This is a genomic window from Cupriavidus sp. 05N40, assembly GCF_056397305.1.
This window is the reverse complement of the sequence record NZ_JBFTND010000003.1, coordinates 63,963-81,236: the sequence shown is the minus strand read 5'-3', so window position 1 is coordinate 81,236 and position 17,274 is coordinate 63,963. Positions and strand designations below refer to the sequence as shown.

Annotated in this window: 13 protein-coding genes; 9 read left to right on the top strand and 4 right to left on the bottom strand. The window is 68.6% G+C overall.

The features are described from left to right. Window positions 1-128: 128 nt before the first annotated feature. Window positions 129-4,244 carry an ATP-binding protein gene (locus AC1DO7_RS01620; RefSeq protein ID WP_477115716.1) on the top strand — a complete coding sequence of 1,372 codons (4,116 nt, stop codon included), beginning with the start codon at window positions 129-131 and terminating at the stop codon, window positions 4,242-4,244. A 24-nt stretch (window positions 4,245-4,268) separates the two neighbouring features. Here AC1DO7_RS01620 and AC1DO7_RS01615 read toward each other — a convergent pair whose 3' ends face one another. Continuing rightward, window positions 4,269-7,016, bottom strand: a complete 2,748-nt coding sequence (locus AC1DO7_RS01615; protein WP_441612028.1) for an ATP-binding protein — start codon at window positions 7,014-7,016, stop codon at window positions 4,269-4,271. A 476-nt stretch (window positions 7,017-7,492) separates the two neighbouring features. Between AC1DO7_RS01615 and xth the strand changes: the two genes are divergently transcribed. Further along, entirely contained in the window at window positions 7,493-8,308 is an 816-nt protein-coding gene (gene xth / locus AC1DO7_RS01610; RefSeq protein ID WP_477115715.1) for an exodeoxyribonuclease III, read from the top strand. A 38-nt stretch (window positions 8,309-8,346) separates the two neighbouring features. Here xth and AC1DO7_RS01605 read toward each other — a convergent pair whose 3' ends face one another. Continuing rightward, window positions 8,347-9,618 carry a DUF2325 domain-containing protein gene (locus tag AC1DO7_RS01605; RefSeq protein WP_441612031.1) on the bottom strand — a complete coding sequence of 424 codons (1,272 nt, stop codon included), beginning with the start codon at window positions 9,616-9,618 and terminating at the stop codon, window positions 8,347-8,349. A 248-nt stretch (window positions 9,619-9,866) separates the two neighbouring features. Between AC1DO7_RS01605 and AC1DO7_RS01600 the strand changes: the two genes are divergently transcribed. Continuing rightward, window positions 9,867-10,295, top strand: coding sequence for a TOBE domain-containing protein (locus AC1DO7_RS01600; RefSeq protein ID WP_441612032.1), 429 nt, complete (start codon window positions 9,867-9,869; stop codon window positions 10,293-10,295). Between the two features lie 330 nt (window positions 10,296-10,625). Then, window positions 10,626-10,952, top strand: a complete 327-nt coding sequence (locus AC1DO7_RS01595; protein WP_441612272.1) for a winged helix-turn-helix domain-containing protein — start codon at window positions 10,626-10,628, stop codon at window positions 10,950-10,952. Window positions 10,953-10,970: 18 nt separating this feature from the next. On the opposite strand, the gene AC1DO7_RS01590 is transcribed toward AC1DO7_RS01595, so the two are convergent. Further along, window positions 10,971-11,510, bottom strand: a complete 540-nt coding sequence (locus AC1DO7_RS01590; RefSeq protein ID WP_441612033.1) for a cysteine hydrolase family protein — start codon at window positions 11,508-11,510, stop codon at window positions 10,971-10,973. 128 nt (window positions 11,511-11,638) lie between these two features. Here AC1DO7_RS01590 and AC1DO7_RS01585 point away from each other — a divergent pair, with 128 nt between their 5' ends. The 4 genes from AC1DO7_RS01585 (at window position 11,639) to AC1DO7_RS01570 (ending at window position 14,732) form a co-directional block, all read left to right on the top strand. Beyond that, window positions 11,639-12,019, top strand: a complete 381-nt coding sequence (locus AC1DO7_RS01585; RefSeq protein WP_441612034.1) for a VOC family protein — start codon at window positions 11,639-11,641, stop codon at window positions 12,017-12,019. A gap of 157 nt (window positions 12,020-12,176) precedes the next feature. Continuing rightward, a complete protein-coding gene (locus AC1DO7_RS01580) occupies window positions 12,177-12,638 on the top strand; it encodes an SRPBCC family protein (protein WP_441612273.1) in 462 nt (153 codons plus the stop codon). Further along, on the top strand, window positions 12,622-12,981 hold the full coding sequence (locus tag AC1DO7_RS01575) for an ArsR/SmtB family transcription factor (protein ID WP_441643123.1): 360 nt from the start codon (window positions 12,622-12,624) through the stop codon (window positions 12,979-12,981). The genes AC1DO7_RS01580 and AC1DO7_RS01575 overlap by 17 nt, the downstream gene beginning before the upstream one ends. A 134-nt stretch (window positions 12,982-13,115) precedes the next feature. Next, window positions 13,116-14,732, top strand: a complete 1,617-nt coding sequence (locus AC1DO7_RS01570; protein WP_441612036.1) for an inorganic phosphate transporter — start codon at window positions 13,116-13,118, stop codon at window positions 14,730-14,732. A 266-nt stretch (window positions 14,733-14,998) separates the two neighbouring features. Here the strand turns inward: AC1DO7_RS01570 and AC1DO7_RS01565 are convergent, their stop codons facing one another. Further along, a complete protein-coding gene (locus tag AC1DO7_RS01565; RefSeq protein ID WP_441612037.1) occupies window positions 14,999-16,102 on the bottom strand; it encodes a GlxA family transcriptional regulator in 1,104 nt (367 codons plus the stop codon). Between the two features lie 106 nt (window positions 16,103-16,208). Here AC1DO7_RS01565 and AC1DO7_RS01560 point away from each other — a divergent pair, with 106 nt between their 5' ends. Beyond that, window positions 16,209-17,273, top strand: a complete 1,065-nt coding sequence (locus AC1DO7_RS01560; protein WP_441612039.1) for an ABC transporter substrate-binding protein — start codon at window positions 16,209-16,211, stop codon at window positions 17,271-17,273. Window position 17,274 lies beyond the last annotated feature (1 nt).

The window sequence follows — 17,274 nt, the reverse complement described above, 5'->3', positions numbered from 1 at the left end:
ATGCTCAGCCATCGAACACCGGGCGCCCGGCAGCCAGCGCGCGTTGCACAATGCGCCGGCACCGAACGCAGGCAGCGGGCGGCCGCGCCGGAACGCAACGTATCGCAGCGACATAGGACAACCGACTCATGAGCAAAACCTGGACCTCGCGCGAGGCCTGGCAAGGGTGGCTGGTTCATCTCGCATTGCTGCTCTTTTGCGCCGGCGCGCTGCCTGCCGGGGCGGGGCAGGCGTCACCTGTGGCGGCGGCGTCCGCACCGGTCGTCATCAGGATCGGCATCGTGAAGCAGGGGTTGCCGCCATTTCTGTTCGCGCGGGGGCCGCAGCCTAGCGGATACGGCATCGACATGCTGCGCGAAGCGCTCGGCGGCGCGACGACGCGCTTCACGGAGCGCGAGTATCCCGACATTCCTGCCTTGATCGCGGCCACCTGCAAGGGCGAGATCGACATCCTGATCAGCATGGCGAAGACGGATGCGCGCAAGAATTGCCTGATCTATTCCGAGCCCTACTTCAACGGCGACACGGTCGTGGTGGGGCGCCGCGCGGATCAGGTGGCCGGGACGCTGTCGCCCGGCTCCACGGGCGCCCGCTTCGCCGTCGAACCGGGCTTCTATATGGAAGGCGTGGTGCGTGCCAGGTATCCCCGCGCCACGCTGGTGCCGGCGGGCGACGTCACGGACGGCCTGCGCGCCGTCGCAACGGGCAGGGCGGATTTCTATTCGGCATTGCAGCCGGTGGCGGAATACACGCTTGCCAGGCGCGAGTTCGACACGCTCTCGGTGGTCAATACCTACCGCGAGCCCGGCAGCGAGGTGTATTTCGCATTCCCGCCCGCATCCACCGCCTTCCGGGCCCAGGTGAATGCTGGGCTGGCGCGGATAAGCAGCGAGCGCCGCCTGGCGCTGCTGGCCAGATGGATCAATGCGCGGCTGGTGCAGCAGGAGCCCGCGGAACAGTTTTTCCTGGCGCCCGAGGAACGCGCCTTCCTGAGCGCGCTGCCGCCCCTGCGGGTAGGCTTCGACGTCGGGCTGGCGCCGTACAGTTATCTCGATGAAAGCGGCCGTCCAAGCGGGATTGCGCTCGACTACCTGGGCTACCTGGGCGAGGCGCTTGGCCTGCGCTTCCAGCGTGTGCCTTCGGCGAGCTTCGGCAAGACCGTGGAGGCCATGCACAGCGGTGGCCTGGACCTGATGGCCGTGGCCGCCCCGCACGATTCCGGCTTGCGCGCTCTGCCGGTTTCGCGTCCGTATGCGGCATTTCCCGTGGTGATCGTGGGCCGGCAGTCGGCGCCGGCGATCGGGCATCTCAAGGACATCGAAGGGCTGCGCGTTGTCGTCACCGCCGCGGGCGGCGTGGGCGACATGGTCCGCACGGAAGTCCCCGGCGCGCGCCTGTCGACGGCCGCGAGCGTCCATGCGGCCCTGGACAGCGTGGCGAGCGGCAATGCCGATGTCTATGTCGACGACCTGGCCTCGGCCGATGTCGAGCTGCAGCGCAGTTTCGCCGGCAAGTTGCGCGTCATCGGCTCCGGGGAGCGTCTGCTGGATATCGGCTTCGCCGTGTCGCCGGCGCTGTCGGCACGCCTGCTGCCGCTGGTCAACCGGGCCCTCTCGGCGCTGCCGGACCAGCGCCGGCTCGATATCCAGCAGCGCTACATGGCGGCCAGCTACGTGCTCGAGCCATCGTGGCGGCAGATACTGGAGCGTGCCGGGCTGCCGTTCGCGGCGCTGCTGTGCGTTGTCGCCATCCTCCTGCGCTCGCAGTACCTGTTGCGCAGGGAGGTGGCGGGCCGGCGCGAAGTCGAGCGCAAGGTCTCCGTGCAGCAGCGCTTCCAGTCGACGCTGATCGATGCCGTGCCCGTGCCCCTTGCGGTGATGGACAAGCAGGGCCGCTACCTGGCGGTCAATGCGGCGTTTGCGTCCTTGCTGGACGTGAAGCAGGAGGATCTGGTCGGCCGCCTGCAGAACGAGGCCGAGGTGTGGGGCGCCGAGATCAGCGCGACGCTGGACCGCGCGATCCGCGAAGCATTGCTGGCCGGGGAGATGCGCCATATCGCGCTCGATTTCCAGGGCACGGCCGGGCACGCGCGGCACTTTATTTGCTGGCTGCAGCCATTCGCCCCGAACGAGGCGGATGCCGGCGGCATCATCTGCTCGGCGGTGGAGGTTTCGGAGATCCGCCTGGCCGAGCTCAAGGCGCGCAAGGCCGAAGCGCGGCTGATCGACGTCACGCGGCACCTGCCGGCCACGGTGTTCCAGATGCGCCAGGCACAGGGCGAGGACTTTGCCTTCGTGTGGGTCAGCGGCAATACGCAGGAGCTGTTCGGGCTCGATGCCGAGGAAATCGTTGCCGACACCGCGCGCGTGCGGGCCTGCATCCATCCGGAGCACGCCGGGCCCCTGCGCGAAGCGGTCACCCGCGCGGGCGAGATCCTGCAGCCGGTCAATCACGAGGTGCGCCTGCTTGGCAGGGGCGGCTTGCAGTGGGCGCGGCTGCACGCGGTGCCACGCCGCGAGGACGACGGCAGCACGTTGTGGAACGGCTACTGGACCGACACCACCGAAGAACACGCGCGCGCCGCCGCGCTGGGCAGCGCGCGCGACACCGCCGAGGCGGCTTCCCGCGCCAAGGACAACTTCCTGGCCATGATGAGCCACGAGATCCGCACGCCCATGAGCGGGGTGCTGGGGCTGGTCGAACTGCTCGGCCATACCGAGCTGAGCCGTGAACAGGCGTCCACCGTCGGCATGATCGAGGACTCGGCCGGGGCCTTGCTGCAGATCCTGGACGATATCCTCGACTACTCCAAGATCGAAGCCGGCCGCATCGACATCGAGTGGCTGCCGCTGGACCTGCGCGAGCTTTGCGACAATGCGCTGGGACTGCTTGCCACGCGCGCGCACGACAAGGGCCTGCTGATGCGGCTCGATGTTAGCGAGGATGTGGCCGCCGTGGTGCTCGGCGACAGCGTGCGCCTGCGCCAGATATTCTTCAACCTGCTCAGCAATGCGATCAAGTTCACCGAGCGCGGCACGGTCAGTTTCGCCGTCGAGGTAGCCGGCGAGCGCAATGGCGCGCAGACCATCGTCTGCCGCATCAGCGACACCGGCGTCGGCATCGCGCCGGACCAGCGGGCGCGGCTGTTCGAGCCCTTCATGCAGGCGGACTCCTCCACCACGCGGCGTTTCGGCGGCACCGGCCTGGGGCTGTCGATCTGCCGCAGGCTGCTGGTGCTGATGCACGGCGAGATCACGCTGGAGAGCGAGCCGGGCGTCGGCACGCAGGTGGAAGTCCGGCTGACGCTGCCGGTCAGGGAAAAGGCCTATGYGGACCGCCCGCTGGCCGGGCGCCGCGCCGCGATCCGGGTGAGCGATGCCGGGGTCGCGCATGCCCTGGCGCATCTGCTGCGGGCGGCCGGCGCGGATGCGGATAACGGTGCGGATAACAGCGCTGATAGCGGCCCGGATAGCGACCCGGATAGCGGCCCGGATAGCGACCCGGTTAGCGGCGCGCAACCGACGGGCAGGCAAGCGCGCGCGGGTTTTGACCTGCTCTTCCTCGACGACGGCGCGCCGCTACCCGTACAGGCTGGCGCCGCCGCGCCCGCGGTGATCCACATCACCGACAAGCCCAAGCTGGCCGGCTACCGCCTGACGCGAGGCGATGTGCGCCTGAGCGTCAATCCGCTGACCTGGCGGGGCCTCAAGGCGGCCTCGCTGGCCGCGCCGGGCGGGAGCGCCGCGCGCGGCGCCGAGCGCGCCACCACAGGGCCGGCCGGCGTGCCGGCGCTCTCGCGCGAGGCGGCGCTTGCCCAAGGACGGCTGATCCTGGTCGCCGAGGATCATCCCACCAACCGCATCCTGCTGCAGCGCCAGCTCAAGGTGCTCGGCTATGCCAGCGACGCTGTCGTCGATGGCGGCCAGGCGCTGGCGGCGCTGGGCGAGACGGACTACGCCCTGCTGATCACGGATTGCCACATGCCGGTGATGAACGGCTACGAACTGGCTGCGCAAGTGCGTGCGCGGGAGGCCGCGAGAGCGGGCGAAGCCGGCAAGGGGCGGCCCCATCTGCCGATCGTCGCCATCACCGCAAGCACCGAAGCCGCGGAAATGCAGCGTTGCCTGGACGCCGGCATGGACGAATGCCTGTTCAAGCCCGCGCAGCTGCACATATTGCAGGCGTGCCTGGAACGCTGGATCCGGCCGGCAAGCCTGTCCGGCACCGCGACGCAGCAGGAGTAGGCCGGCCGCACGGAGGCGCGGGCCTCAGCGCTGCGCCAGGACCTGCCGCAGTGCCTGCTTGAGCTCCTGCATCGACGCGGGCTTGCCCAGGAAGACGTCGATGCCCGCGGCGCGGCTGCGATGCTCCTCTTCGGCGAGCGTCGATGCCGACACCGCGATGATCGGGGTGTGCCTGCCATCCTTGCTCGCGCGCAACTGCCTGGCCAGGGCAAAGCCATCCATGCCCGGCATGTAGAGGTCGGTGATCAGCAGGTCCGTCGGCGCCGCGTGCAGCGCCTTCCAGGCGCCTTCGCCGTTGTCGCAGATCACCACGTTGTCGTAGCCGAGCTGCCGCAGCTGGGTCTTGAGCAGCAGCTGGTTGACGCGGTGATCCTCCGCCACCACGATGCGCGCCGCCTTCCTGTCCGCCGGCGCCGGCTCGCCGGACGGTGCGACCTCCGCGCCGGGATTGCCGCCGTGGCCGCTCGGCAGCGCCTCCTGGCAGGCGCCGATGAAGGCGCTCCAGGCGATGGGATTGTCGTGCAGCACGACCGGGCTGCCGCTACCCGTGCCGGCCGGCCGGCCGCCCTTGCGCACCAGCAGGATATCGCCGGGATGATGCGCTCCGGCCGCCCCCACGATGCGCAGCGGCGCATGGTATTCGTCCTGGGCGCCCACCACGAAGGGGCGCATGCCGGCGGCGCGGGCGTAGTGCTTGAGCGCCATCACCGCGGCGGGCTCGTCCACGGCAATCGCAATCTTCCTGTTGGCCAGTTGCGGGAACTCGTAGTTGTCGCAATCCACCTGCATCGTCAGCCGCAGCGTCACCGAGGTGCCGTTGCCTTCGGTGCTGCTGATCTCGAGCTGGCCGCCCATGAGTTCGGCCAGTTGCCGGCAGATCGTCAGCCCGAGCCCGGTGCCGCTGAAGCGCCGGGTCGAGTGGCCGTCGACCTGCTCGAACGGCTCGAACAGCATGTGCAGCGCCCCGGCCGGGATGCCGATGCCGGTGTCGCTCACGGTGATCTCGATCATCTCGTGCCCGTGCGCGCTTTCCACCTGCGCGGCGCTCACGCTGATGCTGCCTTGCACCGTGAACTTGATGGCGTTGGAGATCAGGTTGAGCAGGATCTGGCGGATGCGCACGGCATCGGCGAGATAGCGTGCCGCGATGCCGGAATCGATGCAGATGTTCATCCGCAGGCCCTTCTCGCAGGCGTTGCCGGACAGCAGGAATACCGCGCCCTCGATCAGCTCGCGCAGATCGGTCCCGGTCTCGACGATCTTCATCTTGCCGGCGCCGATCTTGGCATAGTCGAGGATGTCGTTGAGGATCTGCAGCAGGGCCTCGCCGGAGCTGTTGGCCACCTGGGCCAGATGCCGCTGGTGGTCGTCCAGCCCGGTATCGATCAGCATCTCCAGCAGGCCCAGCATGCCGTGCATCGGCGTGCGGATCTCATGGCTCATCATGGCCAGGAAACTGTCCTTGGCGTGTAGCGCCGCCTCCGCGGCATCCCTGGCCTGCATCAGGGCCTCGGCCTGGGCGCGCTCCTGCGCGGCGGCGTCCTGCAACTGCCTGATCAGCAGGTTGCGGTCGGCCTCCAGTTCCTCCCTGGCGATCGCCGCGCGCCGCAGCACCTGCACGGAATGCAGCAGGGCGCCGATCTGGGTGCCGCGCCGCGCCGACGGCAGCGTGAGGTTGTAGTCGCCCCCGGCGATGCTTCGTATGGCCTCCGTGGCCCCGGACAGCGGGCGGATGATGCGGCGCGCGAACATGACGATGATGACGCCGAGCGCCAGCAGCGCCATGCCGATGATGCCGCACAGCAGGCGCAGCTTGGCGCCGGCGGCGGCTTCCTGCTGGCGCACGATATGCATGGCGGAGGCGATCTCCGCATCGCGCACGCGGATGATGGCGGCCATGGTCGGGACGTAGCGCTCGGCAAAGGCCGCGGTCGACGGGTAGCGCAGGTCGTGCGGCGGCAGCGCGGCGACCTCGTTGAGATAGGCAACGCCGTCGGTGAAGTAGCTCGATGCCATTTCGTGGATGGCCATCACGGAGGGGCGGCGCGTGGCCTTGTCGTCGCGGGCGCGCATCGTGATCAGCTCGCCCAGCGCGCGAATCCTGCCAGTCTCGGTCCACAGTTCGCGCCGCTCCTCCGCGGACAGCGCCCGGTGCGCGGTGAGTGCCGGAGTGAACACGGAGCCGGCGCGTCCGGCCTGCTCGCGCAGCTCGGCGGACAGGCGCGCAATGCCTGCGTGCTCGGCGGTCAGCGGCTCCGCGCGGATCAGGTCGAACATGACTTCGTCGGAAATCCGCATGATGTCGGCGGTGGCGGTGAACATGGTGCCCAGCACGGTGCACAGTCCGTCGGTGGTGCGTCCCGGGCGCGGCGTCTGCGCAATCCGGTCGACACCCGCGCGCGCGTCGCGCAGTTGCGCGTGGATCTCCCTCAGGAGCTTGGCGCTGGCCGGGCAGTGCGCGCACGGCATGGCGTCGAGATGCGAGACCGCGGCGCCCAGCGCGCGGTCGGTCTCCGCGCGTGCACGGGTGAGCGCTTCCTGCTTGCTGGCCGGCACGGGCGAATCGCTGCCCATCACGGCGTTCGAAGGCCCGCGCTCCGCAGAAGCCTTTTCTGCCGCGACCAGCACCGAGTTGAACAGGTTCAGCACCGGTTCGGTCTCTTGCGCGGCGTTATAGCTCTGCCATCCCAGCAGCAGCAGGTAACCCGCGAGCCCTACCGTGGTGGCGAAGATAAAGGCGGCAAGCAGCCGGAAGCGTCGATCTATTCGCATTGTGTTGTTTCAGGTGCGGTTATGTGCTCGTGTCGACGGCGCATCCGGGCAATCGCGTCACAGCCGGCGGCAATGACGTGGCCGGGACGGTACAAGGTGCTGGCGAAATTCCGGGGCGGTCCCTGGCGCGCCCCCGGTTGATCATGCGAGGCTGGCTTGCCCATCCGGCCGGGCCTGGGCGGACGGGCATGCCGGAGACCCGCGCCGTGCCTTGCGGCGGCCTGGCGCGGTCAGGCGTGGGTGGGTTGTCATGCGGGGAGGCGCCAACAAAAAGCGCGAACGATTCTGGGTGGAACTTGCTGATAACAGGCTGGACTTTATCCCGCCTTTTCCCGCATGATTTTGGGAAATTTCCCAATGTAAGTGGGGAAATTTCCCAAACAGATCGAACGCGCGTAGGAATTTTCTGAGGCCGCCAGGCACGAAGAAAGCATGGCGCAGCGCGCCCTTGCACAGCCTGTGCGGAGGTTCATCCGATGGCCCGGCTCACGATCGCCACCTTCAACATCAATGGCATCCGCGCCCGGCTCCCCGCCTTGCTGGCGTGRCTGGCGCGCGAGGCGCCGGACGTGGCCTGCCTGCAGGAGCTGAAGGCGGACGACGCGGCATTCCCGGTCGGCGAGATCCATGCGGCGGGGTACGGCGCGGTCTGGCATGGCCAGAAATCGTGGAACGGCGTAGCGATCCTTGCCAGGGGCGTAGATCCCGTCGAATGCCGGCGCGGCTTGCCCGGCGATGCTGACGACGCCCACAGCCGCTACCTGGAAGCCGCGGTGCAGGGCGTACTGGTGGCCTGTCTGTACCTGCCCAACGGCAACCCGCAGCCTGGACCGAAGTTCGACTACAAGCTCGCCTGGTTCGAGCGCCTGATCACCCATGCGGCCAGCCTCCATGAGAGCGGCCTGCCGGTGGTCATCGCCGGCGACTTCAACGTGGTGCCGACCGACGCGGACATCTACAATCCGCGCTCATGGCGCAAGGATGCCTTGCTGCAGCCGCAGACCCGCGCCTGCTACCAGCGCCTGCTGGAGCAAGGCTGGACCGACGCCCTGCGCGCGTACTTCGGCGAGACGCGGGTCTATACGTTCTGGGATTACTTTCGCCAGCACTGGCAGACCGACTCGGGACTGCGCATCGATCATCTCTTGCTCAGTGCCGGCCTCGCGCCGCGCTTGCGCGCGGCGGGCGTAGACCGCTGGGTGCGCGGCGAGCCGCAGGCAAGCGACCATGCGCCGGCCTGGGTGGAACTCGACATGGGATCTGCCGCGCAAGGCAGGAAGCGCAAGGCTTAGGAACGCAGGAAGGCGGTGCCGCCGGCAGGCGGCCGCGGCTACGCTGCCCGCTCTGGCACCGGCGACGGCATGCGCGCGGTGGCGGCCGCATCCGGAAGGCCGGATGGCGGCATTGCCACGCGGCTCGCCAGTTCCACGAAGCTGGCGACGCTGGCGGTGCGCAGGGGATAGTAGGCGACCTGATGGCGGTCGCAGACACGCTTGATCGTGCTCATGGAATCGTGGTCGATACAGTCGACCGGGAACACCACCATGTCGGCGCGCGCTACCGTCGCGGCCAGCAGGCCCTTGCGGTCTTCGATGCCGCCGTCGTGCAGCACCAGCTGGCCGCCGGTCGATTCCACCAGCGATTTCAGTGTGTTGTTGGAGCCGGGGCGCCCGCCCACGTAGACGATGCGCTTGCCTTGCAGCAGGCGCAGTCCCGGATGGCGATCCTGCGCCTGCTCGCCGTTGCCATCGGCCGACAGCACGGCATGTTCCATGGCCAGCGCCTCGGCGCGGCTGATCTTGAGCTGGGCCAGCGCGTCTTCGAGCTGCGCGCGCAGCTCCCGCGCCGCGTCCTGCTCTTGCAGCACGCGTTGCTCCGCGGCTTCGCGGCGGCTGGCCTGCAGCGCGGCATCGTCTGCGCGCGCGGCCAGCGTTTCACGCAGCGCGTGGAGTTCGGCATGCGCCGGCTCGCGCGCGGCCAGCTGGGTGAGCCTGTCGCCAAGCTCGGCGGTCTGGCGCGTTGCCGCATCGTGCCGTGCGCTCATCTCCTGCAGGCGTTCCTGCTGGCGCTCGAGCTTGTCGCGCAGCGCCCCGTTCTCCGCTTCCAGCGCCATCAGCCGCCGGATATCGGCGCGGTTGGCGGCGCCCACCAGGTGCGACAGCATATGCACCTCGCCGAAGGCGGCCTGGCGCACCGCGACGCTGGCCTCCGGATGGGTCATCACGGCCCAGTAGGCCGGCGGAATATCGCCGCTGGCCACCGCATCCTGCCAGAGTCCCAGCACGGCCTGGGCACCCCTGGCGGCGCTGAAGCGGCGCAGCGCCAGCGCATAGCGCTCGTCCAGTGCCTTTTGCAGGGCCTTGCAGCCCTCGCCGCCGGCGCCGGCGAGCTTGACCGCTTCGTGATGGATCTCCAGGTCGGTCGTGCGCTGGCGCTCCAGCGCGGCAAAGCGCGGCACCAGCTTGCGCAGCTCGCCGGTGGTCATGCAGGTGCCGATGATCGAGCAGTGCAGGTGCGAGTCCAGTTCCGCCAGCCGCGTGCGGCGCCGACGGCGTGCAGCAGGCGGCGGCTGGCTTGTTGCCGAGCGCCGCCTCGATGCCATTGGCGCGGGCCAGGCGAAACGGGGGAGCGTGCATGCGGAACCTCGCGTGGAAGAAGAAAGGCCGGGTGCCGCGCCGCCAGCCAGGCGCGGAAACACTGCCGTATCGGCGAAATATACCATTGAATATAACGAGCATTGCGTGGCGGCAGATCGCGTTTGCAAAGGCGGTATGATCGGCAAGGTGGAGTGCGCGCTCCCCGCCAGCGCCCCGGCGCGGCCGTCATAACAATGCGAAGAGAGAGGTGAATATGAACACCAGCGCAAGAAACCAGCTGAGCGGCAAGGTCAGCGCCATTCACAATGGTGCGGTCAACGACGAAATCGAACTGGAGGTCGCCGGCGGGGTACGCATCGTCGCCACCATCACCGGGGCGAGCACCAAGCGGCTGGGCCTGGCCGTCGGCAAGGAGGCCATCGCCCTGATCAAGGCTTCGTCCGTGATCGTCGGCGTGGCCGATCCGGGCATGCTGCTGTCCGCCCGCAACCAGCTCGCGGGCACGGTGTCGGGCATCAAGACCGGCGCCGTCAATTCCGAGGTTGCCATCGGCCTGCCGCAGGGCGGCGAGATCGTGGCCATCATCACCAACGACAGCGTCACCAGCCTCGGCCTGAAGCAGGGCGGCGCAGCCGTCGCCATCTTCAAGGCTTCCAGCGTGCTGCTGGCCACGCGCGCCTGAGACCGCCGGCGCGCAGCGTCAGCGGGCGGGCGGCGCCGCGAACACCTCCAGGCTGGTCAGCCTGGAGACGTAGCGGCCGGCCTTGCCGTCATTAGGCATTAGGCACCACCAGTCGGGCAAAGCCGCTGGCGCCCAGCGGCGCGCCATCCATCTCATAGGCGATCAGGTCCGGCTGGTTGCGGCGAAGGCAGTCCGGGGGGCGCGAGCGGATGGACTCGCGCCACGCGCCTGTTTCGCCGCAAGGCCCGGGCGAGTTACCATGCCGCCATGGTCAAACTTGCCCGCTCCCGCACATCCGTCAGCCCGGACAAACCGCAGGCACTCCTGCGCATGCGCATCATGCTGGGCGACACCATCGCCATCGGCCCCGGCAAGATCGCCTTGCTCGAGGCGATCCGCGAATGCGGCTCCATCTCCGCCGCCGCCAGGCGCCTGGACATGTCCTACAAGCGGGCCTGGGACCTGCTCAACGAGATCAACCGCGCGCTGGCGCAGCCCGCCGTGGATTCCGAGCACGGCGGCTCGCAGGGCGGCGGCACGGTGCTGACTCCCGTGGGAGAGGACGTGGTCCGCCTCTACCGGGCCGCCGAGACGCTCGCCGCCAAGGCCTGCGCGGGCGAGATCGACGCGCTGATCCGGTTGCTGGCAAAACCCTGAGCGGCGGCGCGCCGCCGCTCAGGCGCGAAGATCCACTTGCGCCGCCGCGTGCGCGGCGATCTTGCTGCCGAAGCTGGAAATCGACGGTAGCGTGGCGTTGTGGTGCACGCGGATCATCTCCGCGCTCGCATGCGGCTTGTCGTGGGTCGTGTGCGCGTCCGCCGCCAGCGTGACATCGAGACCCAGCGCCGCGGCGCGTCGCGCCGTGGTGTCGACGCAGAACTCCGTGGCATAGCCGCACAGCACCACGTGCGAAACCGCCAGCGTGGACAGCAAGGCGCCCAGTTCGGTGCGAAGGAAGGAATCCGGCGTGGTCTTGCGGATGAAATGATCGTGAGCCCGCGCATCGAGCGCCGCCACAAGCTGCCACCCCGGCGTATCGAAGCGCAGCTCGTCCTCGCGGGTTTCGTGCTGGATGAATATGACCGGGACGTCCTTGCCGCGCGCACGCGCGATCAGCGCGTTGATATTGCCGATGACAGCGTCGGCCGACGCCGGCTGCGGCGCAGGCCCGAACAGGCCTTCCTGAACGTCGATTACCAGCAGGGCAGATGACATCGTCGCGCTCCTCGCGTCCCTTCGTTGAGAAGCCGCATTCTATCGCCGCCTTCGCGCCACCGGCGCGCCTTGAGTCCGCTGCCGCATTGAACAATACTGGGCCAAGGGTGTTCTCCAAGGAGCGGACCATGCTGCGAGACAGCCATGCATTCAGCGGGTATTCCGTCGACGACATTGCCAAGGCCGTGGATTTCTACGGTGGCGTGCTCGGACTCGAGGTGTCCCAATCCGGCGGCCTGCTGACCTTGAACCTGGCGGGTGGCAACTCCGTGCTGCTCTACCCGAAGCCCGGCCATGTGGCGGCGACCTTCACCGTGCTCAACTTCCCCGTGGAGAGCGTGGAGCGCGCAGTGGACAAGCTCGCCCAGCGCGGCGTGCGGTTCGAGAGCTACGACCTGCCCGGCGTCAAGACCGACGCGCGCGGCATCTCGCGTGGCGAGGGCGGCCCGGTCATCGCCTGGTTCAAGGACCCGGCCGGCAATATCCTGTCGGTGCTCGAGCCGATGTAAGTCCACGCTGCGAGAAATGCAGCCGTTCGATTGCGCTTTGCGTGGGCGTCACCTAATATGCAACCACTGGGTTGCATGAGGGCGGTTATCCGCAACCATTCGCGGATACGGCGGATGTCCGCCTGGCGCCCGGGCCGGCCCAATCGGAGATTGCATGATGGACTCATCCACTGATCGCATTGAACGTCAGATCCTGCTCAAGGCGTCGCCCGCGCGCGTCTGGCAAGCCTTGTCCGATGCCGAGGAATTCGGCAAGTGGTTCTGCGTGGACCTGCGCGGCAAGTCCTTTGTCGTCGGGCAGCCGGTGCGGGGCCAGATCACTTACCCGGGCTTCGAGCATGTGGTGTTCGAAGCCTGGATCGAGCGCATGGAGCCTGAGCGCCTGTTTGCCTGGCGCTGGCATCCGGCCGCGGTGGAAGCGGGGCGCGATTACTCGGCGGAGCCGACCACGCTGGTCGTCTTCGAACTGGAGCCCGTGCCAGGTGGCACGCTGCTGCGCGTGGTGGAATCGGGCTTCGATAACGTGCCGCCGGGGCGCCGCCTGGAAGCGTTCCGTATGAACAGCAACGGCTGGGAGGGACAGATGCGCAATATCGAAAAGCATGTTGCCGCGCAGTGACGTCAGCGCGGTGGGCGCGGTGGGCGCGGACTTGCGCAAGTCCGCGTCGGTCTTCGCCGCGCTCGGCGACGAAACCCGCCTGCGCCTAGTGGCCGCGCTGTGTGCCGGCGGCGCCATGTCCATCGCCCAGCTGACCGCCGGCAGCGACATCTCGCGGCAGGCCATCACCAAGCACCTGCACGCGCTGGCGCAGGTGGGCCTGGTCCACGACATCAAGGTCGGGCGCGAGCGCCAGTGGGCCTTCGATCCGGCACAGATCGAAGCCGCGCGCCGCTCGCTCGAACTGATCGCGCGCCAATGGGATCACGCGCTGGAGCGTCTGCGCCTGGCGCTGGAATCCTAGGCGCCCGCGCTGGCATCCGCGTGCCCGGCGTGGCGCGAAATTGTCCGGTGGCTTTGTGATTCGTGCGTGACTCGTGTCACGGAAATGTCATGTTCCGGCAGGACGATGGCGCTTCGTCCTTGAGGGAGCGGAACATGAACAACATCGAAGCGACGCCCGATGCCGGCGCCCGGCGCCTGCGCCCCAACCTGGACCACCGCCCCGGCAAGCTCGCCGGCCTGGCTTTCCTGTTGCTGCTGGCGGGAGGCATCGCCTACACGGGCGTGAGCCTGGTGCACGATGTGTCCTCGGCGCAGTCCATGCCGTCGACCTGGCTGCCTATCCTGCTGCTCGGCGTGGCCTTGCTGATCGCCCTGGGCTTCGAGTTCGTCAACGGCTTCCACGACACGGCCAACGCCGTGGCCACCGTGATCTACACCAACTCCCTGCCGCCGCACTTCGCGGTGGTGTGGTCCGGCTTGTTCAATTTCCTCGGCGTGCTGGTGTCGAGCGGCGCGGTGGCGTTCGGCATCATCTCGCTGCTGCCGGTGGAACTGATATTGCAGGTGGGTTCCTCGGCCGGTTTCGCGATGGTGTTCGCGTTACTGATCGCCGCCATCATCTGGAACCTCGGCACATGGTGGCTCGGCCTGCCGGCTTCGTCGTCCCATACGCTGATCGGCTCCATCATCGGCGTGGGCGTGGCCAATGCGCTGATGCACGGGCGGGACGGCACCAGCGGCGTGGACTGGCCGCAGGCCATCAAGGTAGGCTATTCGTTGCTGCTCTCGCCGCTGGTCGGCTTCGGCTGCGCGGCACTGCTGTTGCTGCTGCTGCGCGCGCTGGTCAGGCGCCCTGAGTTGTACGCCGAGCCCCAGGGCAACAAGGCTCCGCCCTGGTGGATCCGTGGCTTGCTGGTGCTCACCTGCACCGGCGTGTCGTTCGCGCACGGCTCCAACGATGGACAGAAGGGCATGGGCCTGATCATGCTGATCCTGGTCGGCACCGTGCCGATCTCCTATGCCCTGAACCGCGCCATGCCCGTGGACGAGACCACCCGTTTCGCGGCAGTGGCGCAGGTCACCAGCGACGCCCTGCAACGCAGCTTGCCGGCACCGGTGGCGGCACCCGCCGATCCGCATGGCGTGCTGTCGGACTACCTGCGTACGCGCGCATTCAACGCCGACGTGGTGCCCGCCCTCGCCAGCATCGCCGGCAAGATCGGCGACCAGGTGCGCGCGCACGACAGCCTGGCTGGCGTGCCGGCGACCTCGGTGGCCAACGTCCGCAACGAAATGTACCTCGCGTCCGAAGCCATCCGTCTGCTGGAGAAGGAAAGCACGGTGAGGTTCGATGCCGCCACCAGGGAAAACCTGGGCGCCTTCAAGCGGGAAATCGACACCGCCACCAAGTTCATCCCGCTGTGGGTCAAGGTGGCCGTGGCCATCGCGCTCGGCCTCGGCACCATGGTCGGGTGGAAGCGCATCGTGGTCACCGTGGGCGAGAAGATCGGCAAGACCCACCTGACCTATGCGCAGGGGGCTTGCGCCGAACTCGTGGCCATGGCCACCATCGGCGCGGCCGACGCCTTCGGCCTGCCGGTGTCCACCACTCACGTGCTTTCGTCAGGCGTGGCCGGCACCATGGCGGCAAACCGCTCGGGTTTGCAGATGTCCACCATCCGCAACCTGGCGATGGCCTGGGTGCTGACGCTGCCGGCGGCGATCTTGCTGTCGGGGTCTTTGTTCTGGGTGTTTACCAAGCTGTTCTGAAAGCCATTGCGGCGCGCGCGCCCGGCCTGCCCGCAACGCCCGCATCGCTGATGCTGGCTGCCCCTCGCCCGCCAGCGGCGAGGGGCCGCGGGAATCTCAGGCCGTCGCCAGGCCCGGCGAACGCGGCTTCGCGCCCTGGCCGAAACACGCCCGCCCGCGGAGGATCTTGCCCCTGCCCGGCGCGCACACGAAGGGCGCCGCCATGCGCACGCGAATCGCGCGGCCGGTGTCCTGCCCGCGACAGTGCGGCACTCGCCTGAAACGTTTCATATGCCGGGCTCGGCGAGCGCCGGCGCCGGCGCTGCGCCGTCCTGCCCCTGCTGCAGGAACTGGCGCGGCGAGACGCCAAACCGCGCGCGGAAGTCGCGCGAGAAATGCGCGCCGTCGGCGAAGCCGCAATCCAGTGCGATCTGCGTGATGCTGGCCGGGTTGTTGCGCAGCAGCCAGCTGCCATACTCCAGCCGCAGCGTGCGCTGGAACGCCATCGGCGAGACGCCGATGGCCTCGTGGAAGGCGCGTTCGAGCTGCCGCCGCCCCACGCCCACGTAGCGGGCGATGGCATCCAGCGAAGGCGGGTTGTCGATGCGCTGCTCGATATAGTGGGCGGCCTGGCGTACGCGGATGTCCTTGATGTGCGCCAGGTCGGCATAGAAATGCGCCTGCGGCAGCTTGGCCGGCCGCATGCCCTGCAGCATCATGTGGCGCACCGCCTGCTGGGTCTTCTCCCTGCCGCAATGGCGGGATACGAGGTACAGCCCGAGATCGATCGCGGCGGTCGAGCCGGCGCAGGTGATCAGGTCGCCCTCATCGACGAAGAGATGGTCCACCACGGCGCGCGTGCGCGGATAGCGATCGCGAAAGGCGTCGAGCACGTTCCAGTGCACGCAGACCGAGCGCGATCCGATCAGGTCGGCCTGCGCCAGCGCGAATGTCCCGGTACAGATGCCCAGCATGCGCACCCGGCTGGCCGCCGCCAGCCGCAGCCAGTCGCGCAGCGCGGGCGGCATGTAGGTGTTGGGGTAGTCGTTGCCGCCGCATACCGCCACGTAGTCGAACTCGCCGGGGTCGGCGCTGAGGGCGCCGTTGACCTGCACGGTCACGCCGGCGCTCGAGGTGCGCGGCAGGCCGTCCATGCTCATCACGCGCCAGCTGGTGTGGATCTGGCGGCTGCGCCCGCCGTGGTCGGCGGCCAGGCGCAGCACGTCGATCAGTCCGGAGAAGGCCGCGAGCGTGAACTGGTGCAGCAGGACGAAGCCGACGTTCAGCTCGGGTTTACCCCCTTGCCCGACGGGCGCGGGGGGATCCGGTTCGTGTGGGCCGGTGCTGGCGCCGGTGCTGGCGCCGGTACTGGCGGAAGGCGGGATTGGCATGACGCAATTATTCAACTTTATGGCCACGGCTTGCAAGCTCGGACGGGCTGCCAACGCGCAACATGCATCTGTGGTCGCAACGCAAGAACCTTTCTGGGGACATGACATGGGATCCGAGACCTACCGTACCATCCGCGCCGCGCTGGCCGTCGCCGCAGCGGCAACCGCCACGGCGTGGTCGCCGGGCGCGGCCGCGCAGCCGGCGAAACTGACCGTCGCCATGTACGGCGGCAACTGGGGCGACGCGTTCCGCAGCTGCGTGGCGGAGCCATTTACGAAGGCCACCGGGATCGCGGTGACGCCGGAGATCGGCACCTCCACCACGACCCTGGCCAAGCTGCAGCAGCAAAAGGCCGCGCCCGCCATCGATGTCGCGTGGATGGACGGCGGCATCAGTGAGCTGGCCTACCAGGCCGGCGTGCTGGACAACCTCGATCCCGCGGCGATCCCCAACCTGAAGAACGTGCTGCCCAAGGCTGTGTATCGCAACGGCGGCACCAGCTATGCCGTGGGCTCCGGCTACTACTCGCTGGGACTGACCTACAGCACCAAGTCGGTCAGGCCGGCACCCACCAGCTGGAAGGACATGTGGAAGCCGGAGTACGCGGGCGCGGTGGCCGTGCCGTCGCCGGCCAATTCGTCCGGGGTGCCGTTCGTGGTGTTCATGGCGAAGGTGTGGGGCGCGGACGCGGCCAACCTGGCGCCGGTCTACGCCAAGCTGGCGGCGCTCGATACCGCCCTGTTCTTCGACAGCTCGGGCGCGGCCACCAATGCCTTCCAGAGCGGCGAAGCCGTGATCGGCGCGCATTTCAACGTAGGCGCCTGGGACCTGATCGACAAGGGCGTGCCCATCGGCTTCGTGGTGCCGAAGGAGGGCGCATGGGCAACCGATGCGCGCCTGCACCTGGTCAAGGGCTCGCGCAACAAGGTCGCCGCCGAGAAGTTCATCGACACCGCGCTGACGCCGCAAGCGGCTACCTGCCTGGCGACCAAGCTCTATCTGGGACCGGCCGTGCAGGGCGTCACGGTACCGGCCGACGTGGCGCGCAAGCTGCCGTGGGGCGTCAACGGTTCGGTGGACAGCCTGAGCCTGTTCGACTGGAGCGTCATCAACGCGCGGCGCGCCGAGATCACCGATGCGTGGAACCGGCAGGTCGCGCGCAAGCGCTAGG

Excerpts from the sequence above, each read along its gene's own strand:
- AC1DO7_RS01615 (WP_441612028.1), bottom strand. The coding sequence starts at position 7,016 with ATGCGAATAGATCGACGCTTCCGGCTGCTTGCCGCCTTTATCTTCGCC.
- AC1DO7_RS01605 (WP_441612031.1), bottom strand. The coding sequence starts at position 9,618 with ATGGCATCGAGGCGGCGCTCGGCAACAAGCCAGCCGCCGCCTGCTGCA.
- AC1DO7_RS01600 (WP_441612032.1), top strand. The coding sequence starts at position 9,867 with ATGAACACCAGCGCAAGAAACCAGCTGAGCGGCAAGGTCAGCGCCATT.
- AC1DO7_RS01595 (WP_441612272.1), top strand. The coding sequence starts at position 10,626 with ATGCGCATCATGCTGGGCGACACCATCGCCATCGGCCCCGGCAAGATC.
- AC1DO7_RS01590 (WP_441612033.1), bottom strand. The coding sequence starts at position 11,510 with ATGTCATCTGCCCTGCTGGTAATCGACGTTCAGGAAGGCCTGTTCGGG.
- AC1DO7_RS01585 (WP_441612034.1), top strand. The coding sequence starts at position 11,639 with ATGCTGCGAGACAGCCATGCATTCAGCGGGTATTCCGTCGACGACATT.
- AC1DO7_RS01580 (WP_441612273.1), top strand. The coding sequence starts at position 12,177 with ATGGACTCATCCACTGATCGCATTGAACGTCAGATCCTGCTCAAGGCG.
- AC1DO7_RS01575 (WP_441643123.1), top strand. The coding sequence starts at position 12,622 with ATGTTGCCGCGCAGTGACGTCAGCGCGGTGGGCGCGGTGGGCGCGGAC.
- AC1DO7_RS01570 (WP_441612036.1), top strand. The coding sequence starts at position 13,116 with ATGAACAACATCGAAGCGACGCCCGATGCCGGCGCCCGGCGCCTGCGC.
- AC1DO7_RS01565 (WP_441612037.1), bottom strand. The coding sequence starts at position 16,102 with ATGCCAATCCCGCCTTCCGCCAGTACCGGCGCCAGCACCGGCGCCAGC.
- AC1DO7_RS01560 (WP_441612039.1), top strand. The coding sequence starts at position 16,209 with ATGGGATCCGAGACCTACCGTACCATCCGCGCCGCGCTGGCCGTCGCC.